The sequence below is a fragment of the Nitrosomonas sp. genome (genome assembly GCF_020852615.1).
Classification (GTDB): domain Bacteria; phylum Pseudomonadota; class Gammaproteobacteria; order Burkholderiales; family Nitrosomonadaceae; genus Nitrosomonas.
Genome location: NZ_JADZAJ010000037.1, coordinates 1 through 25,508, shown reverse-complemented (window position 1 = coordinate 25,508; position 25,508 = coordinate 1). Strand labels below are relative to the sequence as shown.

The following is a 25,508-nucleotide window of genomic DNA, read 5'->3' as shown; positions in this document are numbered from 1 at the left end:
GAGATGATGAGGGTGAAGAAGACGAAGGTGAAGTGGAAGTTGATGTGGAAGAAGTTGACACCGAAAAAGCCGGTGAAGACAGTGATACCTCCTCCAGCGAAAACAGCAATAACAATGAGTAAGTTGTAGTTTGCTGCGGTGTATCGGATATATCTTTATATATCAAAGGGCAAGCTGTAATCTTCTGGTGTGGATTAACCTTCCTCCTTAAGATTGCAGCTTGCTTTTTTGTCGGCAGAGTTGTTTTGTAGCTTAAAGTTGTGTGTAACAAGAGGGGCGATGGGTAACAAGCTTTATATTAAGACGTTTGGTTGCCAGATGAATGAGTACGATTCGGACAAAATGGCGGATATTCTTTCGTCTGAAAAAGGAATGGTGCTGACTGAAATACCTGAAGAAGCCGATCTGATTTTATTTAATACATGCTCGGTTCGTGAAAAAGCACAGGAAAAAGTTTTTCATGACCTGGGGCGCGTACGGTATCTTAAAAAAAATAAACCTGAGCTCCTGATTGGTGTCGGCGGGTGTGTGGCCAGCCAGGAAGGTTCGGAAATAGTTAAGCGGGCCCCATTCGTAGATTTGGTGTTTGGTCCTCAAACACTGCATAGATTGCCCGACCTGATCGATGCTCGTAGACGCACAGGTCAACCGCAGGTGGATATCAGCTTTCCCGAGATAGAAAAATTTGATCGTTTACCTCCTGCACGAACAGATGGAGCAACTGCTTTTGTATCGATAATGGAAGGTTGCAGTAAATACTGCAGCTTTTGTGTTGTGCCGTATACCCGGGGAGAAGAAGTTTCCAGGCCCCTTGACGATGTTCTTACAGAAGTTGCGGGTTTGGCGATACAGGGTGTTAAAGAAGTTACGTTGCTCGGGCAGAATGTGAATGCCTATTTTGGCAGGATGGATAACGGTGAAATTGCTGATTTTTCAACTTTGCTGGATTACGTTCATGAAATTCCCGGAATAGAGCGTATTCGATATACCACTTCCCATCCAAGGGAATTTACAACCCGGCTGGTTGAAGCATACCAGCATCTGCCCAAACTGGTGGGGCACGTGCATTTGCCTGTGCAATCCGGTTCAGACAGGGTATTGGCTGCAATGAAGCGGGGCTATACCACCATTGAATATAAATCCATTATTCGTAAATTGCGCCTTGTTCGCCCGGGTATATCGATATCGTCTGATTTTATTGTCGGATTTCCTGGCGAAACAGATGATGATTTTGAAGCAACGATAAAACTGATCGATGATGTGAATTTTGATGAATCGTACAGTTTTATTTATAGCCCGCGTCCGGGAACACCTGCTGCAGACTTGCTGGATGACACCCCGTACGAGATAAAGTTAACAAGGTTGCATCGTTTGCAGGAAAAAATACAACTGAATGCACAGAGAATTAGCCAGGAAATGGTTGGTACTATCCAGCGTGTTCTGGTAGAAGGGCCTTCAAAAAAGGATCCTGGTGAATTTTGTGGAAGGACAGATAATAACAGGGTAGTCAATTTTGCTGGTTATACAAGTCTGGCAGGAAATTTTGCCGATATCAGAATAACTGCCGTTTCTTCACATACATTACGTGGCGAAGTTTCCGGTTCACAGTGATTACGATGCCCTTCACCTGTCTGCTGTTCAGTTTGACTGCTGCTTAAAAATCCGAATATAACAATGACTCTTGAAGTGGCAATAAAATCCAAACCGGTTGGACTGACCCTGTCCCCTGCAGATAATGAACGTCTGGCCAACCTGTGCGGTGCATTTGATGAGAATCTCAAGCAGATTGAATCTGCTTTTGATGTGGTAATTTCACGAAGGGGAAATCACTTTAAGCTTTATGGTTCGACCGACCATACTCAGCTGGCCATCCGGTCGCTCAAAAAGTTTTATGATGATTCGCACCGGTACCTTAGTATTGAACAAATTCAGTTGGGTTTAATTGAGGTTCGAAATAACCCTTCCCCTTCTTCTCTAATGGATTCAGACAGTGCTGTTGTAAATTCCAGTGCAACACCTTTGCAGCTTATTACTCGTCGCGGCAATATTCACGGACGTACTGCCCGGCAGACAGATTATCTCTTCCAGATAAAAAATCATGATATTACTTTAGGCATTGGCCCGGCCGGCACAGGTAAAACTTATCTTGCTGTTGCCTGTGCGGTAGATGCACTGGAGCGTGAACTGGTTAGCCGGGTTATTCTGGTGCGCCCGGCGGTAGAGGCTGGAGAAAGGCTGGGATTTCTGCCTGGAGATATGGTTCAGAAGGTGGATCCTTATTTGAGGCCGCTTTATGACGCGCTGTATGATTTGATGGGATTTGAAAAGGTCAGCAAGCATTTTGAGAAAGGCATTATTGAAATTGCACCACTGGCCTTCATGCGTGGCCGCACGCTCAATCAGTCATTTATCATTCTGGATGAAGCTCAAAATACAACACCGGAACAAATGAAAATGTTTCTGACACGTATCGGTTTTGGTTCCAAAGCGGTTATCACCGGGGATATTACACAGATAGACCTGCCTAAACATCAGAAAAGCGGTTTAGTTGAAGCGGAGCGTGTTTTGAAGAATGTAAGCGGAATAGCATTCACCCGTTTTAGAACGGAAGATGTTGTCCGCCATCCGCTAGTTCAACGTATAGTAGATGCCTATGAGAAATATGCTCCGGGTAAACAATCCGGTTGAATCACCAGACTGCAAACAGGAGCTCAAGTTAACAGTACAGTTTGCAATTGATAAAACAGATATTCCGAGTAGATATTTGTTCCGTAAATGGGTTAGGACTGCGTTAAGTAAGCCTGCTGAAATGGTGATTCGTGTTGTTGATCTGCAGGAAGGTGCGATGCTGAATCATGACTTTCGTGGTAAAGATTCCGCAACCAATGTGCTGACGTTTGTGTATGGTGATGAAATACCGCTTCTGGGTGATATTGTGTTGTGCGCGCCCGTTGTTTATAACGAAGCGCTGCAGCAGGGTAAAGACCTGACAGCACATTATGCACACCTTACTGTTCATGGTGTTTTGCATTTACAAGGCTATGATCACATCAGTGATGAAGATGCTGCTGTGATGGAATCACTTGAAACAGAAATTATCACCAGACTCGGTTACCCTGATCCTTATGCCATTCAATACTGAGATGACGTAAGCGGTTACGAGCCCCCCCTCTTTTTATTCCCAATTTATAACCTTATGAGCGAAACCTCCACCAAAGTCGGCTGGTTTGAACATATTAGTACATTACTTTCACGTAAACCGGAAGATCGTGAGCAGTTGCTGGCTTTGTTGCATTCTGCCTGTGAACGTAACCTGCTTGATGCGGACGCATTAGCCATGATTGAAGGGGTGCTGCAGGTCTCCGAAAAACAAGTGCGCGATGTGATGGTTCCCCGTTCACAAATGGATACGATCGATATCAGCGAGAAGCCGGAAGAATTTATTCCGTTTGTAATCGAGACAGCTCATTCACGTTTTCCAGTTACGGATGGCAGTAAAGATCAGATTATCGGTATATTACTGGCAAAGGATCTGTTGCGTTATTACGCAAGCAGGGAGGAATTCGATATCCGCGATATGCTGCGTCCGGTTGTGTATGTCCCTGAATCCAAAAAACTGAATATTTTACTTAAAGATTTTCGCAGTAATCGCAACCATATCGCAATTGTGGTTGATGAATATGGCGGAGTAGCCGGATTTGTCACCATTGAAGATGTCCTGGAACAGATTGTCGGGGATATCGAGGATGAATATGATTTTGATGAGGATGATACGTACATTGTTGCGGATACAGAAGGTCATTATCGTGTCAGGGCAATTACAGAAATAACCAGTTTTAACGAGACATTGGGTGCAACGTTCAGTGATAACGAGTTTGATACGATTGGCGGGCTTGTTATCAATAAATTTGGCCGGCTTCCCAGGAATGGTGAGTCCATTGCCATTGAGGATTTTAGTTTTACGGTCCTGAGAGCGGATAGCCGCCGTTTGCATTTGCTGGAAGTAGAGCGCATCAGGCCTGATGTTGCTGAGAACACAGGTTCCCATGAGCCTGTTTAATTTTTAACCATATATTGATTTATCCTGGAAACCAGAGAAATGAGTGATCGTGAAATCGATCAACAGTTGGTGGAAAAAGTACAACATGGTGATAAACGTGCGTTTGATCTGCTGGTAATTAAATATCAGCGGCGATTGGCACGTTTATTATCACGATTTGTTCGTGATCCTGCGGAAGTAGAAGATATCAGCCAGGAAACTTTCATTAAAGCCTATCGGGCATTGCCCTCTTTTCGTGGCGATAGTGCTTTTTACACCTGGTTGTATCGGATCGGGGTCAATACAGCCAAGAATTTTCTGGTATCGCAAGGCCGAAAACTTCCTGCAACCATTAACGGGTTTGATGCGGAAGAAGCCGAAAATTTTGAAGGTGCTGACCAGCTTCGGGAGGTGAACACGCCAGAAAGTGAACTTATGGGGAAACAGGTTGCTCAAACGGTGAATCAGGCACTTGAGACCTTACCTGAAGAGCTGAGGACGGCTATTGTTCTCAGGGAAATTGAAGGACTGAGTTATGAAGAGATTGCCGGTGTTATGAATTGCCCGGTCGGGACGGTGCGGTCGCGCATATTCAGAGCGCGTGAGGCAGTTGCAGACAGGCTGAGGCCTTTACTGGGTACTGATAAGAGTAAAAGGTGGTAACAAGAGGTGAAACTGTGAAAAATAAAGTATCTGAACTGGTAGATGGTGAGCTTGGTGATATTGAAGCTGGCAGGGTTATTGATGCAATCAAGGATGATAGTGATTTACTTGCTGACTGGAAAATTTATCATGCAATCGGCGATTCTCTGCGTCAATCAGCCATTAGCATAGATATATCAGAACGAGTCAGGGATCGCCTGGCTGATGAGCCGTTTTTATTAGCTGCCTACCCGCATAAATCCCATCAGAATCGTAAACAAAAACTGGGCAGCCTTTCGATTGCCGCCGCGGTTGCAGTCCTGTCAGTCGGATGGCTGATCTCTCAATCGGTGGAACAGAACGAAACATCGCATAGAGAGATGTATATGGCTAACAGCCATACTCCTTCAGCAGGGGGGCGCCGCCCTTCATCAATGACTTTCCAGCCGGTATCTGCATATTCTTCTCCTTCCATGCCCGTGAGTAATCACTATGGCCATTATCCGCTGGTATATAAAGATCTGACCTATGAAAGATCAGCCCGCTATCCGGTTGAGTCGACATCTTCTCCGGCCGGATCGGCTGGAGATCATGCGGTTTCTCCGGCTGAATAGCACAAAAACCGGATCTGTGTAACCTGCAAAATAAAATCGTGGCTAAGTGTGTTGAGGTTTTCTGGTGAATAAACACATAACTAACGTGGCCCCCCGGAATAACTTTTATCAAGGTATGGAGCAAAAATTGGTGAATAAAATTACGAACCCAGGGTGCAGGCGTATTCTTGCAATTTACCTGTTTATCGTGGCTTTAATAGCGTTACCGGTTTCTCTGCATGCAAAAGATTTACCGGATTTTACTGATCTGGTAGAGCAGCACGGGCAGGCGGTTGTCAACATTAGTACCATACAGACTCAGCAGATTGATGCAAACCATTTCCTTCCTGAGTTTCCCAATATTCCGGAAGATTCTCCTTTTTACGAGTTTTTCCGCAGGCATATGCAGCCTTTTTCCGGCCCGAGAAAATATGAATCCCGTTCGCTGGGCTCCGGTTTTATTATCAGTAAGGATGGTTATATTCTGACCAATGCACATGTGGTTGAGTCAGCTAATGAAATCAAGGTCAGGTTGACGGATAAGCGAGAATTTGGCGCAAAAGTAATTGGAGCCGACCGAAAAACGGATGTGGCTTTGCTCAAAATAGATGCGGATGATTTGCCTGTCGTTACGCAAGGTAATCCGGATCAGCTTAAGGTTGGTGAATGGGTGGTTGCAATTGGTGCTCCTTTCGGCTTTGAAAATACGGTTACGGCTGGAATCGTGAGCGCAAAGGGGCGATCACTTGCTCAGGAAAGTTATGTGCCTTTTATTCAAACTGATGTGGCAATCAATCCGGGTAATTCAGGAGGGCCTCTGTTTAATATGAAAGGGGAGGTCGTGGGGATCAACTCACAAATCTACAGCCGTACAGGTGGTTTTATGGGGTTATCCTTTGCTATTCCGATTGATGTGGCAATGGAGATCGCTAATCAGCTTAAGGCCTTTGGCAAAATTTCGCGGGGCAGAATTGGTGTCATGATCCAGGAAATGACAGACGAGCTGGCAGAATCGTTTAGTCTGGACAAATCGCGTGGTGCACTGGTTGCTTCAATAGAGAAAAACGGGCCGGCAGACAAGGCGGGTATCAAGATAAGAGATGTAATTCTGAAATTCGATGGTAAGAATATCGATACTTCAAGCGATTTGCCCCGTATTGTTGGTAATACAAAACCAGGTACGAAAGTGCCTGTCGAGGTGTGGCGGAATGGCTCAATCAAAAAATTGACAGTCACTGTGGAGGAAATGCCCGGGGATGATGGTGCCATTACCCAGAAGCAAGGTAAATCGAGTGATGTAACCAGCAAGCTGGGGCTTGCTCTGAGGGAGCTCACTATCAGTGAGAAGAATCAGCTTGGGGTGGATAATGGTTTGCTGGTTGAGGAAGTGTACGATGGAATCGCCAGAAATGCGGATGTACGCCCTGGAGATATCATCCTGGGGTTCAATAACCAGGATGTGAATTCCGTCAAACAGTTTAATAAATTACTGGATAATGCTAAAAAAGGCCGAAATATTGCGCTCCTGATAAGAAGGGGAGATGTTACGACTTTTATTACCATGAAAATAGATGAGTAAAACGGGTTCCTGATGCAATGGATCAAACGCAATCTAAAAAACTGATCGTATATGGAAGGGAGGGTTGCCATCTTTGCGAGGAGATGATTGCCTCCCTTCGGGATTTACAGGAAAAATCCCGGTTTGAGTTTGAGGTGGTTAATATTGATGGGGATGACCGTTTGGTACAAATGTATACTGAGCGTGTTCCCGTTCTCTTTGCTGTTAATGAAAACAGGGAGCTTTGTCATTACTTTCTTGATATGGTTGTAGTTGACAGCTATCTCTCCCGAGCTTAAACGTCAGGCGGTTTATCCGTAAAGCCGGGTATTTTCTCGCGGTAAGTCCCGCGTTCTTTCCTTTATATTCCACATTACGTAATTATCGGATGTTGTCCGGTGCAGTCATTGTGCAGACAGGGCTGTGAAATCTATCTTCCCCCTGCTGATTTGTATACAATCGCTCCTTTCGTCCCCGGTTCCTGTCAACTTTTCCGCCAATTGGTGATTTCTTTTGATACAGCATATTCGTAATTTTTCTATCATTGCGCATATTGATCATGGTAAATCCACGCTTGCCGATCGCATTATCCAGTTTTGCGGCGGCCTCTCTGATCGGGAAATGGAGGATCAGGTACTCGATTCAATGGACCTGGAGCGTGAACGCGGTATTACTATCAAGGCACAGACTGCTGCTTTGCATTATCAGGCCAGGGATGGCAGGAATTATTTGCTGAATCTGATTGATACTCCGGGACACGTTGATTTTTCCTATGAAGTATCCCGCTCACTTTCTGCTTGTGAAGGAGCGCTGCTGGTTGTCGATGCTTCCCAGGGAGTTGAAGCACAGACAGTTGCAAATTGCTACACCGCAATCGAACAGGGTGTTGAGGTGATCCCGGTACTCAACAAGATTGATCTGCCTGCAGCAGATCCTGACAGAGTGATCGCCGAGGTGGAAGATATTATCGGGATTGAGGCCAAAAGTGCTTTGCGTATCAGTGCGAAGACTGGAGAAGGAGTGGATCAGGTACTCGAAATGATCGTGGCACAGATCCCGCCCCCAAAAGGAGATATTGATGCGCCACTCAAGGCGCTGATTATAGATTCCTGGTTTGACAGCTATGTTGGTGTTGTCATGCTGGTTCGGGTCGTGGATGGGATGCTAAGGCCTGGTAATAAAATCCTGTTGATGTCCAGCAAAGCGGGTTATTTATGTGAAGAAGTCGGTGTTTTTCAGCCCAAAGCGGTTAACCGTGAATCCCTGAGTGCAGGTGAAGTGGGTTTTATTATTTCAGGGATCAAGGATCTGAAATCTGCCAAAGTAGGAGATACGGTAACACTCGCTGATCGTCCCGCCACGGCGCCTCTGGCTGGGTTCAAGGAGATCAAGCCGCAGGTTTTTGCCGGGTTGTATCCGGTTGAATCCAATCAGTACGATGCACTGCGCGCGGCACTGGAAAAACTGCAGCTAAATGATGCTTCTCTGCATTTTGAGCCGGAAACTTCACAGGCATTGGGTTTCGGGTTTCGATGCGGATTTCTGGGGTTATTGCATCTGGATATTGTTCAGGAGCGACTGGAGCGTGAATATGATATGGATCTCATTACCACTGCACCCACAGTGGTTTACCAGGTCGCCCTGCGTGATGGTAATGTGACTGAAATTGAAAATCCATCCAGATTGCCGGATCTTTCCAGCATAGAAGAAATCAGGGAACCAATCATTACCACAACAATTCTGGTGCCTGAAGAATATGTTGGTGCGGTAATGACGCTGTGTACCGGCAAGCGGGGTATCCAGAAGAATATGCAGTATATGGGCAGGCAAGTGATGCTGGTCTATGAAATGCCGCTAAACGAGGTGGTTATGGATTTCTTTGATAAATTGAAATCTGTGAGTCGCGGCTATGCTTCGCTTGATTACGAATTTCTGGAATTTCGGGCGGCTGATCTGGTTAAGCTCGATATACTGATCAACGGTGACCGGGTAGATGCTTTATCCCTGATCGTACACCGTGCCAGCAGCCAGTATCGCGGGCGAGAACTGGCGCAGAAAATGCGTGAGCTTATTCCTCGACAAATGTTTGATATTGCCGTGCAGGCAGCAATTGGTGCTCACATCGTGGCACGTGAAAATGTAAAAGCGTTGCGCAAAAATGTATTGGCAAAGTGTTACGGTGGAGACATTACCCGTAAACGCAAGCTGCTGGAAAAGCAGAAAGCGGGTAAAAAACGTATGAAAAGGGTCGGTAATGTCGAAATTCCACAGGCCGCATTTCTTGCTATTCTTCAGGTAGATAACAAATAAAATTACTGGCGGTCGGGACGGGTAAGGTGTTGGTTGGTATATTTCTGGATCAGGTAAGTACCGGGGTGTTATGAATTTTCCATTGGTGTTGCTCGTTTTGTTGGTGGTGACAGGCGGAGTCTGGCTGTGGGATTATTTTGTGCTGAGGCATCAGCGTGTGGCCGACAGTATTGAGCCATGGTGGATCGAATACCCCAAGAGTTTTTTCCCCATCATTCTGGTTGTATTCTGCCTGAGATCATTTCTGGTAGAGCCTTTCAAAATCCCCTCCGGTTCAATGATTCCAACGCTGCTGGTCGGGGATTTTATACTGGTTAACAAATACACTTATGGAATTAGGCTGCCGGTTGCCAACCTTAAAATTATCGATATAAATGAACCGCAACGTGGTGAGGTCATGGTATTCCGCTTCCCGGAAGATCCTTCTATTGACTATATCAAGCGGGTGATCGGTGTTCCGGGAGATACAGTTACCTACCGGAATAAAAAACTGAGTGTCAATGATATTCCCGTTCAGCTGGAGCAGGATGGGGACTATAAATATATCGAGGGCCCGGGATATATTTATGCCCAGCGGCTGAAAGAGAGTATGGATGGTCACGAACATGACATTCTGATCAGTGATGATATGCCCGATATTCAGCTGTCGGCTGTACATCAGTTCCCAAACCGGGAGAATTGCGCCTTCGATAGCACCGGTTTCTCCTGCAAAGTTCCGGAAGGAAATTATTTCACACTAGGTGATAATCGTGATGGCAGCAGTGACAGCCGATACTGGGGATTTGTGCCGGAAAACAATATTGTCGGCAAAGCTTTTCTGATCTGGTGGAATTTTAACGACCTGGGCAGAATAGGTACGTTGATCAAATAAACAACCTGAACCTTCAGTATATTGCGGAGGCTTTTTATGTATCCAGATTTTTCAGCAGGCAGAAGACAGCAGGGCGTAAGTTTACCGGGGTTGCTGACATGGTCGGCAGTCGTTGTTCTGGTGGCGATTCTGGGGATGCGACTGGTCCCTGCCTATATTGAATTTGCCGCTGTCAAGCGAGTACTGGTCGCTATTGCCAGCGATCCGGAACTGCGTACTGCAGGAACCCAGGCAATTCGCCAGGCGTTTGACAAGCGTGCTTCCGTGGATGCTATCAGGTCAGTAAGCGGGAGTGATGTCATCATCAAAAAACAGGACGAACAGGTTGTGTTGAATGTGAGTTATACAGTGATAAAACCCTTGTTTGCCAACCTGTCTTTACAGATTGATTTCGATGCTGCCAGTAACCGATGACCGGTTCCAAATCTGCTGTTGTACGCAATACAAAAAATAAACGAATAAAAACACTGAAAGAGCGGGATTACACGCTCCTCTCGCAAAAACTGGGTTATCTCTTCAAGCAGCCTGATTTACTTCGGGAAGCACTTACACATCGCAGCTGCGGTTTTCCAAATAACGAGCGCTTTGAATTTCTGGGCGACAGTGTACTAAACTGTGCCGTGTCAACATTGTTATTCAGGCATTTCCCGTCACTGCCGGAGGGAGATCTGACCCGGTTGCGTGCCAATTTTGTCAATCAGCAGGCATTGCATCAGCTGGCATCTGCTTTGGGGATCGGGGAACTGATTCTGCTTGGTGAAGGTGAACGTAAAAGCGGCGGACATTGTCGCCCTTCAATTTTGGCCAATGCAGTGGAAGCTATAATCGGCGCGATCTATCTTGAAAGCGGGTTTGTCACGGTTGTACAGATTATTACCGCCCTGTATGAGCCAATGATTAAGCAGTTGGACCCGGATATTACCGGTAAAGATCCAAAAACACAGTTACAGGAATTTCTGCAGAGCCGCAGGGTTGCTCTGCCGGAATACAGTGTGCTTTCAGCTCAGGGTGATCCGCATGCACAGGTTTTTCAGGTGGAGTGTGTTATTCCCAAATTTGATATCCGGACAAAAGGCGAAGGAACCAGTCGCCGCCGGGCTGAGCAGGAAGCTGCACGACAGGCGTACGAGCTTGCTGTTGTGAAGCATTGAACAGTCCGTCTTGTCAGTAATAAGATTACTTCCCTTGACCAACCTTATCTTCTTTCGTCTGAAAAGCGACATATCATGAACGCACCCGGGTACAAAACAGGCTATATAGCTATCGTGGGGCGGCCAAATGTTGGGAAATCGACATTATTGAACCATCTGATCAAACAGAAGATCAGTATTACTTCCAGAAAAGCACAAACTACCCGCCACCGGATTCATGGAATTTTGACTGATGCGCTGTCACAATTTATTTTTGTGGATACACCCGGTTTCCAGACACGCCATCGCAGCCAGCTGAATCAGACAATGAACCGGGTTGTTCTGCAGAGTATGCAGGATGTGGATGTTGTTGTATTTGTGGTAGAAGCCGGGCGGTTTGGCCATGAAGATGCACAGGTCTTAGAGCAGTTACCCCGGGCTCTTCCTGTAATTCTGGCAATCAGTAAAATTGATACACTGGCTGATAAATTGCAGTTGCTTCCTTTTATCCGGAAAATAGCTGAATTATTCGAATTTTCGGATATCGTACCTGTCAGTGCCCTGCAAAACAGGCAGCTGCCGGCTTTAGTCGAAGCAGTTCGTCAATATTTACCGGAAAATCCCCCCGTATTCGCAGAAGATGAAATTACTGATCGCAGTGAGCGGTTTCTGGCATCAGAACTGCTGCGAGAAAAAGTTTTCCGCCAAATGGGGGAAGAAGTACCTTATTCCGTTAGTGTGGCAATAGAACAGTTTGTTGTGGAAGGTAATTTACGGCGTATCCATGCCTGTATTCTGGTGGAAAGAGAAAACCAGAAAGCGATTCTCATTGGCAGGCAGGGGAAAAAACTGAAGGAGATGGCAACACAGGCACGCAAGGATATGGAGATATTATTGGGTGGCAAAGTTTATCTGGAAGTGTGGGTTAAAGTGAAATCCGGCTGGGCGGATGATGCTGCGGCACTAAAAAGCCTGGGTTATGAATAAAAGAGAAAATTACTGACAGGAAGTGGACGGGAAAACCGAATAATCATGATAGCTCTGGGCGTTAATATCGATCATGTGGCAACTGTACGGCAGGCGCGCGGCACAACTTATCCCAGCCCGGTTGAGGCGGCACTGATTGCCGAGGATAACGGTGCTGATGCAATTACGCTGCATTTGCGAGAGGATCGTCGACATATTCAGGAAGAGGACGTCATTATCTTGCGTGACCGGCTTAGAACCAGGATGAATCTGGAGAGCGCTGTAACAGAAGAGATGGTTACTTTCGCCTGCCGGATTAAACCGCATGATATTTGTCTGGTTCCCGAACGGAGAGAAGAACTGACGACTGAGGGCGGGCTGGATGTGATCCGGCATTTCGCACTGGTTACCGCAGCGTGCAGGCGTCTGGTACAAGCCGGAATCCGGGTTTCGTTATTTATTGATGCACAGGCTGATCAAATCGACGCCGCAGTCAGGGCGGGCGCACCTGTGATCGAACTGCATACGGGTCGTTATGCGGATGCTGAAACAGCTGAAGCGCAGCTGGCCGAACTGGAAAATATCCGTTCCATGGCGACCTATGCTTTCAGCCAGGGATTGCAGGTCAATGCCGGACATGGATTACATTATGGAAATACCGCGCAGATTGCGGCTATACCGGAAATCTCTGAATTAAATATTGGCCATGCCATTGTTGCCAGGGCGCTGTTCGTTGGCTTTGCCGAGGCTGTCCGGGAAATGAAAACCCTGATTCGGAAAGCCGATGCATGATCTACGGTATCGGGACGGATCTGGTTGATCCTGTTCGTATCACACAATCGCTGGAGCGCTATGGTGAGCGGTTTGCCAAACGTGTGCTGGCAGATACGGAATGGCCGGATTTTCTGGAGCATGCCAAGCCTGCGCTGCTCCTGGCAAAGCGTTTTGCTGCCAAGGAGGCCTTTTCCAAAGCGGCTGGCACAGGGATGCGTGCCCCGATTATATTCGGGAATATTGCGGTTCGGCACAATTCGCAAGGTAAACCCTATTTTGAATTTCATCAGGAGCTGGCGGGCTGGGTGGAACAGCGTGGTATTACCAGCCACCACCTTTCCATTAGTGATGAGCTGACTATGGTCAGTGCTTTTGTGGTACTGGAAAAATAGTGATGCCACCTGGTCCGCTGATGCTCGATATAGCAGGCACGGAATTAACCGGAACAGATCGCATCCGGCTGAATCATCCGCTGGTGGGAGGGGTCATTCTGTTTGCGCGGAACTATACATCACCGGTGCAATTGGCTGAGCTGACGACAGCGATTCATACACTGAAATACCCACCCCTGCTCATTGCAGTGGATCAGGAAGGGGGCAGGGTGCAACGTTTCCGGGATGGTTTTACACGATTGCCACCAATGCATATGCTGGGAGAAATTTATGATGAAAAACCTGACCTGGCCTGTCATCTGGCAAAGCAGACAGGTTATGTGCTGGCTTCAGAGCTCAAGGCCTGTAGTGTTGACTTGAGCCTGACGCCCGTGCTGGATCTTGATTATGGACAAAGCTGTGTAATCGGCAGCCGCGCCTTTCATCGTAAACCGCAAGCCGTGACTGACCTGGCAGGTGCCCTGATAAACGGGTTAAAACTGGCAGGCATGGCGGCAGTGGGTAAACATTTTCCCGGCCATGGCGCAATTCAGGCAGATACCCATGTTGAAACCGCTGTTGATTTACGCAGTTACGCGGATATTGAAAAAGAAGATCTGATTCCTTTCCGGCAAATGATTGATTCCGGTTTGTCCGGCATCATGGCAGCGCACGTTATTTATCCTGCGATTGACACAAATCCGGCAGGTTTTTCCGGCAGGTGGCTGCGAGATATTTTGCGGAGCAGACTGGGATTTGAAGGGTGTATTTTCAGTGATGATCTGGGTATGCAGGCGGCCAGGAATTATGGCAGCGTCACCCGCCGGGCGGAACAGGCCTTACAGGCAGGGTGTGATATGGTGCTGGTATGTAATGACCCTGATTCTGCTGATGAATTATTGCAATCCCTGCAATGGGAGTCGTCCACTGTCAGTATGGCCAGCCTGGAGCGCATGCACGGACAGCCAGCGGCACAATCTATGGCGCAGCTGCATGAAGTGGCACAATTTATTCAGGCGGTGGCGGAGATCGATAAAATTGATGCGACTCCTGCCTGTACATCCGGATGAGTGCTGATCCTTCATTGTTCCGGGATAATTCAGGCCGGATTTTTCAACAAACTATTTGAGTGATTGGGTTGATATGGATAATTTATTTGATGTGGCAGTTATCGGTGCGGGGCCGGGTGGCTATGTGGCGGCTATCCGTTGCGCGCAGCTCGGGCTCAATACGGTATGTATCGATGACTGGAAAAATGGACAGGGTAAACCCAGTCTGGGTGGAACCTGTCTTAATGTCGGCTGTATTCCTTCCAAAGCGCTGCTTGAATCTTCGGAGAATTTCGAGCGTGCCGGACATAAATTCGCTGAACATGGTATCAGAGTGGCAGGGCTGTCGGTCGATGTTCCGGCCATGATTGCCCGCAAGGACAAGATCGTTAAAGCTTTTACCGGTGGCATCGGTATGCTGTTCAAAAAAAATAAAGTAACCGCCATACATGGCCGGGGGACATTGCAAAAACGTGCGGATAAGGATGACAGCTGGGAAATCCGGGTGAGTGCTGAGGGGAAAGCGCAATCGGTGTGTGCCAGGCATATTATTATTGCAACCGGTTCTACTCCTCGCGTGCTGAAGAGTGCGCCGGTGGACGGAATGAATGTGCTTGATAATGCGGGTGCGCTGGCTTTACAGCAAATACCCGGGAAACTTGCCATTATCGGTGCAGGTGTGATTGGTCTGGAGCTTGGAAGTGTCTGGCGCAGGCTGGGCGCGGAAGTGACATTGCTGGAAGCGCAGGCAGATTTCCTGCCGGCAGCGGATGAGCAGGTCGCCAAAGAAGCTTACAAGGCGCTGACGCGCGATACCGGACTTGTTATCCACACCGGAGTGGAGATCAGCTCAACCAGGACAGATGAGCAGGGTGTCGAGATTGAGTATGTTGATCGTGACAGGAATGCTCAGAAGCTGAAAGTGGATAAACTGATCGTGGCCGTGGGGCGTGTCCCCAATACCACTGGACTGGGGGCCGAAGAAACAGGGCTTAAATGTGATGAGCGCGGCTATATCAGTGTGGATGAATTCTGTCAGACCAATTTGCCAGATGTTTACGCGATTGGTGATGTCGTAAGAGGGCCGATGCTGGCGCACAAAGCATCCGAGGAAGGCGTTGCTGTTGCAGAGCGGATTGCATCAATCCGGCAGGGAGGGGCCGATTCGGCAGGTCATGTGGATCTCGGTATGATGCCCTGGGTGATTTATACCGCACCGGAGATTGCCTGGGTGGGCAAAACCGAGCAGGCGCTGAAAGCAGAGGGGATTACCTACAAGACAGGTCAATTTCCGTTTATGGCTAACGGCCGCGCCCGTGCACTGGGAGAAACGGCAGGGTTCGTCAAGGTTCTGGCTGATGCGGAAACAGACCGTATCCTAGGTGTACATATGGTCGGCCCGTATGTTTCCGAGATGATTGCGGAAGCTGTGGTTGCGATGGAGTTTTCTGCCAGCAGTGAAGATTTGGCACGTATTGTCCATGCGCATCCCTCATTGTCTGAATCGCTGCACGAAGCCGCGCTGGATGCGGATAAACGAGCCATTCATATCTGACCGTGATAAAACTGCTGCTCTTCTGTTTACTGCTGTTGCCCCTCGCTGTATCTGCGGAAGCCGATAATGGAAAACAGATTTCAGAACTGGAAACTGCTATCACACAGCAGCAACAGGAGCAGCAGATTCTGTTCCAGCAATTTCAAATGCTTCAGGAATTACGACGTAACGAGATAGCACAGGTAGAGCAGACACAGCCCTCCGGGGATAGCATTATCAGCGGTGAAGCACCAAAATATGAGGATATCGCCAGGCAGCGCAGGGAACATGCTGAAAAAATACATCGTTATACAAAAGAACTGCACGAGCTCTACACGCGCTATCAGGAAGCAGAAAATGAAAGGCGGGCGCTAATCGAACAGTTGAATGGATTGAAACCGGGTAAGGGTGCTGCACCAGAGCAGAAAAAATGACCGGGCGAGTAGAAAGATAATTGCCCGTTTGACCATAACGATAACTATCAGGAGGAAAGCAGATGAGCCTCAAAAAATGGACGGACGATGAACTTGCATCTGCCCGGAATCAGATTGAAGAATGGCGTACCAAACATGATCAGTCAATCTGGAACGGGCGCAAGGGAAACATAGTTGGGTTACTCGGTGTGTTTGGTATTTCAACCGGGGTGGTATTTCTAACTTTTGATGGTATTGATGTGGCGGGTTTTATACCGATACTGCCGGGTACAGCCATTTGCTTTACCTGGTGGAAGATAAAGCAGCAATATAAGAAAAACAGCGGCTTCCTGGAGGAAATTAAGGAAGAAATTGCACGGCGTACGAAAAAACTGGAGAAGGCTGAAAAGAAAATAAACGCCAACCCGGCTACTCAAACTGATAATGAAGGGCAGGCCCTCTGAAAGCCGCTCGCATCGTCTGTATGGTCTCTCTACGTTAAAAACAGCCGTAAATACATATTTACGATTCGGTCAACGTATTTTTCTACCCGATGCAGGCAAATTCTCACCCGGTATATTCTGCGGGCCGGCCTTATGGCTGTTTACTGCGCTTTACTGCACCTATTACGCTTATTGCGCCATCTGCCGCTTGCGTTACCTGTTTTTATTCGCTCTTTTCCCTGTTCCGGCAGCTGCCTTACCAACGTTTTTCAGAGAATCCTTAAACGAAACGGCCAGGCCTGTATGTTTTTTATTAACAGGCCTGGCCGTTATGTGCAGGGTATTCTCCTGGTTAGCTATCCTGCCAGTTAAACATCGCCCTGTCAGAGTGCAGCGAGTACTTTTGCGACGGTTTCACCCATAAGTGACGGAGTCGGGCAGATGGTGACACCCAGTTCTTTCAGTCGCTCCACTTTTTCTGCGGCACTTTCTCCGGCTGAAGAGATAATTGCACCAGCATGCCCCATGCGTCTTCCTGGCGGTGCGGTTAGCCCGGCAATGTAGGCAACCAGCGGTTTACTCATATTTTCTTTGGCAAATACCCCTGCTTCCACTTCCATTGGGCCGCCAATTTCACCAATCATCAGCGCAACTTTTGTTTCCGGATCTGCTTCCAGTTTTTCCAGCACATCCCGGTGTGAACTGCCAATAATTGGGTCTCCGCCGATACCAACCGAGGTGGATATACCGATATTCAGCCGCCGCATCTGGTCGGCAGCTTCATAGCCTAATGTACCGGAACGGCCAACCACGCCAACAACCCCCCGGCTGTAAATATGTCCCGGCATAATGCCAAGCATGGAGCGTTCCGGGCTGATGGTGCCCGAACAGTTGGGACCGGTCAGCATCATTCTGTCCTGCTTTGGAAACAGACGTAAGAAATTCTTGACGGCCATCATGTCCTGGGTCGGGATGCCATCGGTGATAGAGACACAATATCTGATACCGGCATCAGCCGCTTCCATGATGGAATCTGCTGCAAAAGCGGGTGGAACGAATACGATACTGGCTTCTGCACCAGCCTGCTCAACTGCTTCCCGCACAGTGTTGAATACCGGCAACCCCAGGTGTTTCTGTCCCCCTTTGCCGGGTGTTACGCCACCTACCACGTTGGAGCCATAATCAATCATTTCCTGAGCATGGAAGGTGCCGATCCGACCGGTAAAACCCTGGACGATGATCCGCGTCCGCTCATTAATAAGAATTGCCACTTTTCTGTTCCCCTTTTTCGTATCGTGTATTTCAGGCTGCGGCCTGGTTGCGTGCCTGCACTGCTTTCTCGGCGGCTTCTGCCAGTGTTTCTGCAGTAATGATGGGCAGTCCGCTGTCAGCGATGATGCGACGGCCTTCTTCCACATTGGTACCGGACAGGCGCACTACCAGAGGCACAGTCATTCCAATATTTCGCACCGCCTGGACCACACCTTCAGCAATCCAGTCACACCGGTTGATCCCAGCGAAGATATTGACCAGCATGGCTTTGACATTTTTGTCTGCCAGCACCAGCCGGAAAGCTTTTTCAGTTCGTTCAGCAGAAGCACCACCACCCACGTCCAGGAAGTTCGCCGGTTCGCCACCGGCCAGTTTGATCATATCCATGGTAGCCATTGCCAGCCCTGCGCCATTGATCATGCAACCGATATCTCCATCCAGTCCGACATAACTGAGTCCGGCTTCTGCTGCAGCAACTTCACGTGAATCGATTTGTGAGTTATCCCGCAACTCGGCAATCCGGGTGCGGCGGAACAGTGCGTTCTCATCGAAGCTCATTTTGGCATCAAGCGCGATCAGCTCATTTTTGCGTGTAACCACCAGCGGGTTAATTTCAAGGATATTTGCATCCAGATCACGCATAGCGCGGTAGCAACCCTTGATCGTCCTGATGGCGTGATTGAGCAGCTCATCTCCCAGACCCAGCGCAAATGCCATGGTTCTTGCCTGGAAATCCTGCAGACCGACAGCAGGTTCAATGTAGATTTTCCTGATGGCATCCGGATGGGTGGCTGCCAGAGTTTCAATATCCATTCCGCCCTGCGCAGAACCTACCATGACGATACGTTCATGGCTGCGATCGATCATGAATGCGAGATACACTTCGCGCGCGATATCGGTACCTGCTTCGATATACAGTTTTGAACAGAGCTTGCCTGCCGGGCCGGTCTGGTGGGTAACCAGTTTTTTTCCCAACAGTGATTCAGCGGTTGCTTCGATTTCTTCATGTGTTTTACAGACTTTGACGCCCCCTGCTTTACCGCGGGCGCCGGAATGAATCTGTGCCTTGACAACCCAGACATTGCCATCGATTTCGCGGCTGCGCTGAACCGCTTCTTCCACCGTGTGCGCCAGTCCGCCTTCAGCCAGCCTGACACCGTAATCAGCCAGGATTTCCTTGGCCTGATATTCATGGATATCCAATAGTTTCTCCCTTGCGTTTTATGGAATGGTTGGATCAGGAAGCTGAAAAGGGTAAATGCACTTTTTGCCGGATTCCATACAGGATGGCAGGGCGCAGATCGCTTCAGGACTTCCCTGTGTGTTTGGGGTATTTACCTGCTTTTGGCAGCAATTGCTTCTGCCATTTTGACGATGTTGTTTGCCATTCTTTCCGAGGCGGCATCAATCAACCGGCCATCGAGTGAAGCAGCACCTCTTCCCTGCGCAGCGGCTTCCTTCATGGCAGCCAGTATCCGCTTGGCTTTATCGATTTCAGCTGCGGGAGGCGTAAAGACTTCGTTTGCCAGAGCAATTTGTGTTGGATGAATGGCCCATTTACCTTCACAACCCAGTGCCGCAGCACGTTTTGCAGCCAGTTTGAATCCTTCCGGATCCTGAATATCACCAAACGGACCATCAATCGGCCGCAGACCAAATGCACGGCAGGCAACGGTCATTCTGCTGATGGCGGCATGCCACTGATCGCCCGGATAATCCGGATTGAGCCCACCGATATTGGTGGTGCGGGCGCGGTTGCTGGCAGCGTAATCAGCCACACCAAAATGTAATGCCTCCAGGCGTCCTGCTGTTCCTCTGCGGGCAATATCTTCAACATTGGCCATTCCAAGCGCGGTTTCAATCAATGCTTCTATTCCGATCCGGTTTTTCAGTCCCTGCTGCATTTCCAGCTGGCTAAGCATGGCTTCCACCATATAAATATCTGAATAGACCCCGACTTTGGGAACCAGCAGGGTGTCGATCCTGCTTCCGGCCTGTTCAACCAGATCGACCACATCACGCACCATATACTGGGTATCCAGTCCGTTAATGCGCACGGAAAGGGTAATACCGTGGCCTTTCCAGTCCAGATCATTAATCGCCTGAATGATATTTTTTCTTGCCTGGATTTTGTCATCCGGTGCTACCGCATCCTCCAGATCCAGAAAGATGAAATCCACGCCGCTTTTCAGCGCTTTCTCAAACATCTCAGGGCGAGAGCCCGGAACAGCCAGTTCACAGCGTTGTACACGCAGGGTTTTATTTTCATACAGGGTGTGGCTCATTATTCCTCCAGCAGATTAAATATGATGTGATGTGTGAATCCCCGGCATGCATAAAACGCTGTAGGGAGCGTCCCGGTCATTCATCAGGATCATCCGGTACGCGAAATTAAAGGATAAAGCCGGAAACACGGAAGTGATATTTTGAACGATTTGGCAGCATTACCAGTCAGGTCGGCGAAATTATAGCATCGGCTGTAGTCCGGTTTCAGCCATTCCTGATGTGCCGGGATACGTTGACTCATCCGGGATGGCCGGATTGGGGGGAATCCCGTAAACCATTCTATTTTTTCGATTTGGATTTGTTTTCATTTTGTCTTGTTATAATTGTTTTGCATCGTCGTACAGCTTGCGATGGTCAGGGGTTCACAGAAAAACGCTGGTGCGGCAGTCAGTACAAAGAAGAAACAGGTAAGAACAGGTGGGAAAACGCGGTTTACAGAGAGCAGATGTGTAAGAGCAAGTGCGTAGTATGTAGAGGGTAAATGCATATTTTCAGCTGTTTTTAACGTGGTGAGGGCAACGCAGGTCGTTTTTCAGAGGATTCTCAGGTGCAGGTGTTAATACATGCGGGTGTAGTTCAATGGCAGAACGGCAGCTTCCCAAGCTGCATACGAGGGTTCGATTCCCTTCACCCGCTCCATTTAACCGGGGGTGGCTGATATTGCTTCCTTTCCTGTTTGCGGGGGTGAGTTTTGTTCCTGCCCGTACTTCATGAAGCCGTCAGGTCAGCCTCTTGTACCGGTTTCTTATGCCAGCTTCCTGTCTTTGTCCGATAAAATCCTCATGATCCGTACCGTCTTTAATTAAAACAAAAAAACCCGGAAAAACCTGACAGCTATGCATTCAATCAGACAACTGTTGCACACCCTGTTTGCGGTTTTATTACTGCTGGTACCTTACAGCACAGCTTCGGCAGAAAAAAATACAGCAATTTCAGAGCCTCTGAAAATCATTGGCTGGGTAGAGTTTATTCGTCTGGAGCCCTGGGGAATCAAGACTCCCGCCCGGATTGATACGGGTGCCAACACTTCTTCCATGAGCGCGCGTGATATCAGCGTATTCAAGAAAAATGGCAAAACATGGGTCAGGTTTACATTTGACTTCAGGAAGGATACCGGGGGACGTTCTGTTGAAATTGAGCGTCCGCTGGTTCGCATGCTTAAAATCAAACAGCATGACGGCCCCCCGCAGGAGCGTCCGGTGATTTCTATGGAAATCTGTCTGGCTGATGAAATCCGGGAAGCGGAATTCGATCTGATCGATCGTCGTGCCCTGAATTATCCGGTGCTGCTCGGGCGTAAGGCATTGGCCGGATATGTGGTAGTTGATCCCGCGCGCGCCTACCTTTCCAGGGCCGTGTGCGGCCACACCAAAAAGAAGAAGAAAGAGAACGAGTCAACTGATTCCGGGCGATCTGAATGAAAAAACTGCATTTGTTTTTGCTGACGCTAATCCTGTGTGTGACAGGATTGGGACTGGCCTATTACAAAATAGCAGTAATCGGTCTGCCTTTAACCGCCTCAGAAGAGGCGCAGGTGTGGAACATCGAAGCCCGCATCAGTTTCCGGGCCAAATCGGATAGCGCAATCAAGGTAACTTTACCGCTCCCTTTGAACCCTGCCGGTTATTCCATTCTCGATGAGGACTTTGTCAGCGCGGATTACGGTCTGGCAATCGAGCAGGATAATTCCGGCCGTGTGGCGCGGTGGGCCAAACGCAGGGCACATGGTAAACAGCTGCTGTTTTACCGGGTAGTGTTGTTTGAGAATGAAGAAACAGCCCGTAAACCGGATGCGGCACCTGTCTATCCAAAGCCTCCCGAATATCCCGAGAAGCTGGTGCCGGTGATAAAGGGGGTACTGGACAAGGCACGTCAGCAATCGGCAGATACCATTTCCTTTGCACAACGGGTGATCGAGCAGCTGAATTCTGCAGCATCCCTGCCGGAACTGAAGTTGCTGATGAAACACGTCAGCCGCACACGCAATCTGGCAAAAAGCCTGAGCTGGATTCTGGCTGGTGCACGTATTCCTTCTCGTGTCATTCGCGGATTGCGTCTGCAGGACAACCGGGAATACACAGATCTGGAGCATTTTCTGCAGGTTTATGATGGTGAACAGTGGCACACATTGAATATCAGGGATGGTCGGGAAGGTCTGCCGGCAGATTTCATCATCTGGCAGACTGATGATGATCGTTTTTTTTCGATTGAAGGTGCTTCCGAATCCGGTATCCAGTACTCGGTTGCCAAAACAGTGCAGGAAACCATCAATATTGCCGGGTTTCGTTCGGCGGAAAAAGGCTCTCATCTGATGGAATTTTCACTGTATTCATTACCCGTACATACCCAGAATGTGTACCGGGTACTGCTAATGGTGCCGCTGGGGGCACTGGTTGTCGTGTTTATGCGTAACATTATCGGAATCCGTACTTTTGGTACGTTCATGCCTATCCTGATTGCAATGGCTTTCCGTGAAACAGAATTATTCTGGGGGCTGATCCTGTTCAGCCTGATCGTAGGACTGGGACTATTACTGCGTGCTTATGTCGAGCAGCTGAAGCTGCTGCTGGTTCCCCGCCTGGCGGCGGTGTTAACCATGGTTGTCCTGCTGATGGCCGGGGTAAGCGTCATCATGCACAAGCTCGGATTTGAAATGGGGTTATCCGTTGCCCTGTTCCCGATGGTAATCATGACCATGACCATTGAGCGCATGTCGCTGACCTGGGAAGAGGCCGGGCCGATGGAAGCCTTCAAGCAGGTATCAGGCAGTCTGCTGGTGGCGGTAATGGGCTATCTGGCCATGAGCATCAGCGAACTTCAGTATATGTTCTTTATGTTCCCGGAGCTGCTGCTGGTAGTGCTGGCGGCAATCCTGCTGCTGGGCCGTTATTCCGGCTACCGGCTGATGGAGCTCTGGCGTTTTCGTGCATTTACGCGAAACAAGCCGTAACGTCATGTTCGGATTTCTGGAAAAGCTCAAAAAGAGCGGAGTGGTTGGCATGAATCAGCGTAATGCTGATTTCATCCTGCGCTACAACAAGCGTTCGCTTTATCCGCTGGTGGATGACAAGCTGCGGACTAAATATCTGGCGATGGCTTCCGGTATTGCGGTGCCTGAGCTGTACGGCGTTATTGAAATTCAGCATGATGTTGCCGGTTTTTCCAATATCGTCAGGAATCATGAAGATTTCGTAATAAAACCGGCGCATGGTTCGGGTGGCAATGGAATTTGTGTCATTACCGGTCGCCTCAACAATCGTTACCGGCAGAGTAATGGCGATTTGCTGACCGAAGAAGAAATCGAATACCACATTTCAAACATCCTCAGCGGCCTTTACAGTCTGGGCGGACAGCCTGACCAGGCGCTGATCGAATATCGGGTCAAATTCGATCCGCTGTTTGAAGCGGTTTCCTACCGTGGTGTGCCGGATATTCGCACCATCGTATTCAGAGGGATTCCGGTTGCCTGCATGGTGCGCCTGCCAACCCGCATGTCGGATGGTAAAGCCAACCTTCATCAGGGTGCGGTGGGTGCCGGTATTGATCTGATGACCGGACGCACGACTCATGCAATCTGGCAGAATTTCCCGATTGAACAGCATCCGGATACAGGGGCTGCCATCAGCGGGCTGGAAATTCCACACTGGCATAAACTGCTGACGCTGGCGGCACAGTGCCACGATCTCGTCGGACTGGGGTATCTGGGAGTGGATGTTGTACTTGATCGGGAACTTGGGCCGCTGGTGCTGGAACTCAATGCCCGCCCCGGCCTGTCCATCCAGATTGCCAATCGCAGAGGGATGAGCCGGTTGCTGGAAAAAATTGCCAAAATGGAAAAAATCCCTGCTTCAGCGGAAGATCGTGCCACACTGGGACAGGAGCTCTTCGCAGCAAACCAGACCTGATCTGCTGCGGACACCGTCAGGGAGGATTGGCCCTGTCCTCCCGTCCCTTGAATCCGGTTGCCGGATTGCTTCAACTTTACCGGCTTCGCACTATTGCGGCGATTGCCTTATTTCCACCACCCCACCCTGGCGGGCAATTCCCCGAATGATACGTCCGGTGTGATTACGCACCTGGACGACTTCCCCCTCAGCAGCAGCAGCAAGTGTTTCCCCTTCCGTGCTGACGGCAAATCCTGTCCCGATTACGGTAAGCTGTACTTTCTGTCCGCGCGAGATGACATGCGGTGCACGCAACTGGTGTGTGCGTATGGGTTGGCCGGAAGCCAGGAATGTCGTTGCCACCTTGCCGATCACCTCATCAGGGTCTGTGATTGCCCCCCCGGGAATGCGCACGAGATCCGCTTCTTTACTCACGATATCCTGGCTGTCTATTGTTTTACCCATGCTGACCGGCTGGGCGGCATGCACAACACGGGCAATGACTTCAATTTCAACCGGAATGTAGACTGTCCAGCTGGCTGTATCCTGACAGCGCACCCCCACTGAGAATTTTCCCCATACCCGCCCACCCACCGGTAAAAAAGCTTCCGGTTGCTGGCACGGGTGCAATGCCTGGCGGCTGTCCGGCCTGTTTACCCTGATGATGACTTTGCCGGGCAGCTGGCGGGTTTCGTGACGAACAAAATCATTTACCACATTGAGCAGGGGTGTGGCTGGAACAGCTTCGTCTGCAATGGCAGGTAGCGGCATCAGGGTGCAAATCAGTACAGGCAGCAAAAAATTTATTTTCATCATATTGAGGCTGGGCACCAGAGTAAGTGATCTGTGCGGGTATTTTTTGCCGCAGGCGGCAATTTTTGCCGCTGCGTTCCGCATGGTATCGCCGCGATGCTCCGGTTAACCCGGGAGTTGAGGGGGGATCATGATTCAATTTGACGGATTGCCCCCAAATTGTCTCCAGGGAGCAGTGGAATTAAACCTGGCACGGTTCCTGCTTAATGTAGTAGTGACTACTTTGCAGGAGGAAAGCATGATCAGCAAACTGGAAAATCTGGTTGGTTTTAACCAGAGAGCATTGGGATTACGGGCAACCAGACAGGAGCTACTGTCCGGGAATATCGCCAATGCCGATACACCGGGTTTCAAGGCAAGAGATTTCGATTTCTCCAAAGCGATGCAGAACGTTCAATCACCGCAGCGGGTACAGCATTCCTCTCTGGCGACCACAGCACCCGGACATATCGGTATGGCAGATTTCAGGTCGATCACCTCCGTACCAAAGCAGTACCGTGTGCCGCAGCAACCCAGTATCGATGGTAATACCGTCGATATGGACACCGAACGGATGCAGT

At 49.0% G+C, this 25,508-nt stretch carries 27 protein-coding genes and 1 tRNA gene; 24 read left to right on the top strand and 4 right to left on the bottom strand.

Translation table 11 applies throughout. From position 1 onward, the window contains the following. Window positions 1-279 precede the first annotated feature (279 nt). The 19 genes from miaB (at window position 280) to IT527_RS08430 (ending at window position 16,714) form a co-directional block, all read left to right on the top strand. On the top strand, window positions 280-1,611 hold the full coding sequence (miaB, locus tag IT527_RS08520) for a tRNA (N6-isopentenyl adenosine(37)-C2)-methylthiotransferase MiaB (protein ID WP_292968108.1): 1,332 nt from the start codon (window positions 280-282) through the stop codon (window positions 1,609-1,611). Window positions 1,612-1,674: 63 nt separating this feature from the next. Continuing rightward, window positions 1,675-2,688: a PhoH family protein gene (locus tag IT527_RS08515; protein ID WP_292968107.1), complete on the top strand. Its 1,014-nt coding sequence runs from the start codon at window positions 1,675-1,677 to the stop codon at window positions 2,686-2,688. Further along, window positions 2,663-3,142 carry an rRNA maturation RNase YbeY gene (gene ybeY / locus IT527_RS08510; protein WP_292968110.1) on the top strand — a complete coding sequence of 160 codons (480 nt, stop codon included), beginning with the start codon at window positions 2,663-2,665 and terminating at the stop codon, window positions 3,140-3,142. The genes IT527_RS08515 and ybeY overlap by 26 nt, the downstream gene beginning before the upstream one ends. Window positions 3,143-3,196: 54 nt before the next feature. Continuing rightward, window positions 3,197-4,060, top strand: coding sequence for a transporter associated domain-containing protein (locus tag IT527_RS08505; RefSeq protein WP_292968106.1), 864 nt, complete (start codon window positions 3,197-3,199; stop codon window positions 4,058-4,060). Between the two features lie 39 nt (window positions 4,061-4,099). Continuing rightward, complete coding sequence (gene rpoE / locus IT527_RS08500; protein WP_292968105.1) at window positions 4,100-4,702, top strand: RNA polymerase sigma factor RpoE; 603 nt, start codon at window positions 4,100-4,102, stop codon at window positions 4,700-4,702. Window positions 4,703-4,716: 14 nt separating this feature from the next. Next, window positions 4,717-5,295 carry a sigma-E factor negative regulatory protein gene (locus IT527_RS08495; RefSeq protein ID WP_292968104.1) on the top strand — a complete coding sequence of 193 codons (579 nt, stop codon included), beginning with the start codon at window positions 4,717-4,719 and terminating at the stop codon, window positions 5,293-5,295. Window positions 5,296-5,458: 163 nt separating this feature from the next. Further along, window positions 5,459-6,853, top strand: a complete 1,395-nt coding sequence (locus IT527_RS08490; protein ID WP_292968109.1) for a DegQ family serine endoprotease — start codon at window positions 5,459-5,461, stop codon at window positions 6,851-6,853. A gap of 17 nt (window positions 6,854-6,870) precedes the next feature. Beyond that, window positions 6,871-7,131 carry a glutaredoxin family protein gene (locus IT527_RS08485; protein ID WP_292968103.1) on the top strand — a complete coding sequence of 87 codons (261 nt, stop codon included), beginning with the start codon at window positions 6,871-6,873 and terminating at the stop codon, window positions 7,129-7,131. A gap of 214 nt (window positions 7,132-7,345) precedes the next feature. After that, complete coding sequence (gene lepA, locus IT527_RS08480) at window positions 7,346-9,142, top strand: translation elongation factor 4 (protein ID WP_292968102.1); 1,797 nt, start codon at window positions 7,346-7,348, stop codon at window positions 9,140-9,142. Between the two features lie 70 nt (window positions 9,143-9,212). After that, window positions 9,213-10,013, top strand: a complete 801-nt coding sequence (gene lepB / locus IT527_RS08475; protein WP_292968101.1) for a signal peptidase I — start codon at window positions 9,213-9,215, stop codon at window positions 10,011-10,013. Between the two features lie 36 nt (window positions 10,014-10,049). Then, window positions 10,050-10,427, top strand: coding sequence for a DUF4845 domain-containing protein (locus IT527_RS08470; RefSeq protein ID WP_292968100.1), 378 nt, complete (start codon window positions 10,050-10,052; stop codon window positions 10,425-10,427). After that, a complete protein-coding gene (rnc, locus tag IT527_RS08465; protein ID WP_292968099.1) occupies window positions 10,424-11,164 on the top strand; it encodes a ribonuclease III in 741 nt (246 codons plus the stop codon). The genes IT527_RS08470 and rnc overlap by 4 nt, the downstream gene beginning before the upstream one ends. A 75-nt stretch (window positions 11,165-11,239) precedes the next feature. Further along, window positions 11,240-12,130 (top strand): GTPase Era, encoded by an 891-nt coding sequence (gene era / locus IT527_RS08460; protein ID WP_292968098.1) that lies wholly within the window; start codon window positions 11,240-11,242, stop codon window positions 12,128-12,130. 45 nt (window positions 12,131-12,175) lie between these two features. Beyond that, window positions 12,176-12,901 (top strand): pyridoxine 5'-phosphate synthase, encoded by a 726-nt coding sequence (gene pdxJ, locus IT527_RS08455; RefSeq protein WP_292968097.1) that lies wholly within the window; start codon window positions 12,176-12,178, stop codon window positions 12,899-12,901. Continuing rightward, a complete protein-coding gene (gene acpS / locus IT527_RS08450; RefSeq protein WP_292968096.1) occupies window positions 12,898-13,275 on the top strand; it encodes a holo-ACP synthase in 378 nt (125 codons plus the stop codon). Before pdxJ ends, acpS begins: the two co-directional genes overlap by 4 nt. A gap of 2 nt (window positions 13,276-13,277) precedes the next feature. Beyond that, window positions 13,278-14,324, top strand: a complete 1,047-nt coding sequence (gene nagZ, locus IT527_RS08445; RefSeq protein WP_292968095.1) for a beta-N-acetylhexosaminidase — start codon at window positions 13,278-13,280, stop codon at window positions 14,322-14,324. Window positions 14,325-14,397: 73 nt separating this feature from the next. Next, complete coding sequence (gene lpdA / locus IT527_RS08440) at window positions 14,398-15,858, top strand: dihydrolipoyl dehydrogenase (RefSeq protein WP_292968094.1); 1,461 nt, start codon at window positions 14,398-14,400, stop codon at window positions 15,856-15,858. Between the two features lie 146 nt (window positions 15,859-16,004). After that, the gene (locus IT527_RS08435) at window positions 16,005-16,271 is read left to right on the top strand and encodes a hypothetical protein (RefSeq protein ID WP_292968093.1); all 267 of its coding nucleotides are present in this window, start codon (window positions 16,005-16,007) and stop codon (window positions 16,269-16,271) included. 62 nt (window positions 16,272-16,333) lie between these two features. After that, window positions 16,334-16,714 (top strand): hypothetical protein, encoded by a 381-nt coding sequence (locus tag IT527_RS08430; RefSeq protein WP_292968092.1) that lies wholly within the window; start codon window positions 16,334-16,336, stop codon window positions 16,712-16,714. A 362-nt stretch (window positions 16,715-17,076) separates the two neighbouring features. Here IT527_RS08430 and sucD read toward each other — a convergent pair whose 3' ends face one another. The 3 genes from sucD to IT527_RS08415 all read right to left on the bottom strand — a co-directional run bounded on the left by sucD (window position 17,077) and on the right by IT527_RS08415 (window position 20,250). Beyond that, entirely contained in the window at window positions 17,077-17,964 is an 888-nt protein-coding gene (sucD, locus tag IT527_RS08425; RefSeq protein ID WP_292968091.1) for a succinate--CoA ligase subunit alpha, read from the bottom strand. Between the two features lie 31 nt (window positions 17,965-17,995). Then, window positions 17,996-19,168, bottom strand: a complete 1,173-nt coding sequence (locus tag IT527_RS08420; RefSeq protein ID WP_292968090.1) for a malate--CoA ligase subunit beta — start codon at window positions 19,166-19,168, stop codon at window positions 17,996-17,998. A gap of 131 nt (window positions 19,169-19,299) precedes the next feature. Continuing rightward, window positions 19,300-20,250 carry a CoA ester lyase gene (locus IT527_RS08415; protein ID WP_292968089.1) on the bottom strand — a complete coding sequence of 317 codons (951 nt, stop codon included), beginning with the start codon at window positions 20,248-20,250 and terminating at the stop codon, window positions 19,300-19,302. Window positions 20,251-20,816: 566 nt separating this feature from the next. Between IT527_RS08415 and IT527_RS08410 the strand changes: the two genes are divergently transcribed. The 4 genes from IT527_RS08410 (at window position 20,817) to IT527_RS08395 (ending at window position 24,156) form a co-directional block, all read left to right on the top strand. After that, window positions 20,817-20,890, top strand: a tRNA-Gly gene (locus tag IT527_RS08410). A 197-nt stretch (window positions 20,891-21,087) separates the two neighbouring features. Continuing rightward, window positions 21,088-21,672 (top strand): ATP-dependent zinc protease, encoded by a 585-nt coding sequence (locus tag IT527_RS08405; protein ID WP_292968088.1) that lies wholly within the window; start codon window positions 21,088-21,090, stop codon window positions 21,670-21,672. Further along, window positions 21,669-23,201: an inactive transglutaminase family protein gene (locus tag IT527_RS08400; protein ID WP_292968087.1), complete on the top strand. Its 1,533-nt coding sequence runs from the start codon at window positions 21,669-21,671 to the stop codon at window positions 23,199-23,201. Before IT527_RS08405 ends, IT527_RS08400 begins: the two co-directional genes overlap by 4 nt. After that, entirely contained in the window at window positions 23,176-24,156 is a 981-nt protein-coding gene (locus tag IT527_RS08395; protein WP_292968086.1) for an alpha-L-glutamate ligase-like protein, read from the top strand. Before IT527_RS08400 ends, IT527_RS08395 begins: the two co-directional genes overlap by 26 nt. A gap of 90 nt (window positions 24,157-24,246) precedes the next feature. On the opposite strand, the gene flgA is transcribed toward IT527_RS08395, so the two are convergent. Then, a complete protein-coding gene (flgA, locus tag IT527_RS08390; protein ID WP_292968085.1) occupies window positions 24,247-24,951 on the bottom strand; it encodes a flagellar basal body P-ring formation chaperone FlgA in 705 nt (234 codons plus the stop codon). Window positions 24,952-25,078: 127 nt separating this feature from the next. Between flgA and flgB the strand changes: the two genes are divergently transcribed. Further along, window positions 25,079-25,508: flagellar basal body rod protein FlgB (gene flgB, locus IT527_RS08385; protein WP_292968084.1), on the top strand; the 430-nt coding region annotated here is incomplete at its 3' end.

Excerpts from the sequence above, each read along its gene's own strand:
- miaB (WP_292968108.1), top strand. The coding sequence starts at position 280 with ATGGGTAACAAGCTTTATATTAAGACGTTTGGTTGCCAGATGAATGAG.
- IT527_RS08515 (WP_292968107.1), top strand. The coding sequence starts at position 1,675 with ATGACTCTTGAAGTGGCAATAAAATCCAAACCGGTTGGACTGACCCTG.
- ybeY (WP_292968110.1), top strand. The coding sequence starts at position 2,663 with ATGCTCCGGGTAAACAATCCGGTTGAATCACCAGACTGCAAACAGGAG.
- IT527_RS08505 (WP_292968106.1), top strand. The coding sequence starts at position 3,197 with ATGAGCGAAACCTCCACCAAAGTCGGCTGGTTTGAACATATTAGTACA.
- rpoE (WP_292968105.1), top strand. The coding sequence starts at position 4,100 with ATGAGTGATCGTGAAATCGATCAACAGTTGGTGGAAAAAGTACAACAT.
- IT527_RS08485 (WP_292968103.1), top strand. The coding sequence starts at position 6,871 with ATGGATCAAACGCAATCTAAAAAACTGATCGTATATGGAAGGGAGGGT.
- lepB (WP_292968101.1), top strand. The coding sequence starts at position 9,213 with ATGAATTTTCCATTGGTGTTGCTCGTTTTGTTGGTGGTGACAGGCGGA.
- IT527_RS08470 (WP_292968100.1), top strand. The coding sequence starts at position 10,050 with ATGTATCCAGATTTTTCAGCAGGCAGAAGACAGCAGGGCGTAAGTTTA.
- rnc (WP_292968099.1), top strand. The coding sequence starts at position 10,424 with ATGACCGGTTCCAAATCTGCTGTTGTACGCAATACAAAAAATAAACGA.
- era (WP_292968098.1), top strand. The coding sequence starts at position 11,240 with ATGAACGCACCCGGGTACAAAACAGGCTATATAGCTATCGTGGGGCGG.
- pdxJ (WP_292968097.1), top strand. The coding sequence starts at position 12,176 with ATGATAGCTCTGGGCGTTAATATCGATCATGTGGCAACTGTACGGCAG.
- acpS (WP_292968096.1), top strand. The coding sequence starts at position 12,898 with ATGATCTACGGTATCGGGACGGATCTGGTTGATCCTGTTCGTATCACA.
- nagZ (WP_292968095.1), top strand. The coding sequence starts at position 13,278 with ATGCCACCTGGTCCGCTGATGCTCGATATAGCAGGCACGGAATTAACC.
- lpdA (WP_292968094.1), top strand. The coding sequence starts at position 14,398 with ATGGATAATTTATTTGATGTGGCAGTTATCGGTGCGGGGCCGGGTGGC.
- IT527_RS08435 (WP_292968093.1), top strand. The coding sequence starts at position 16,005 with ATGCTTCAGGAATTACGACGTAACGAGATAGCACAGGTAGAGCAGACA.
- IT527_RS08430 (WP_292968092.1), top strand. The coding sequence starts at position 16,334 with ATGAGCCTCAAAAAATGGACGGACGATGAACTTGCATCTGCCCGGAAT.
- IT527_RS08415 (WP_292968089.1), bottom strand. The coding sequence starts at position 20,250 with ATGAGCCACACCCTGTATGAAAATAAAACCCTGCGTGTACAACGCTGT.
- IT527_RS08405 (WP_292968088.1), top strand. The coding sequence starts at position 21,088 with ATGCATTCAATCAGACAACTGTTGCACACCCTGTTTGCGGTTTTATTA.
- IT527_RS08400 (WP_292968087.1), top strand. The coding sequence starts at position 21,669 with ATGAAAAAACTGCATTTGTTTTTGCTGACGCTAATCCTGTGTGTGACA.
- flgA (WP_292968085.1), bottom strand. The coding sequence starts at position 24,951 with ATGATGAAAATAAATTTTTTGCTGCCTGTACTGATTTGCACCCTGATG.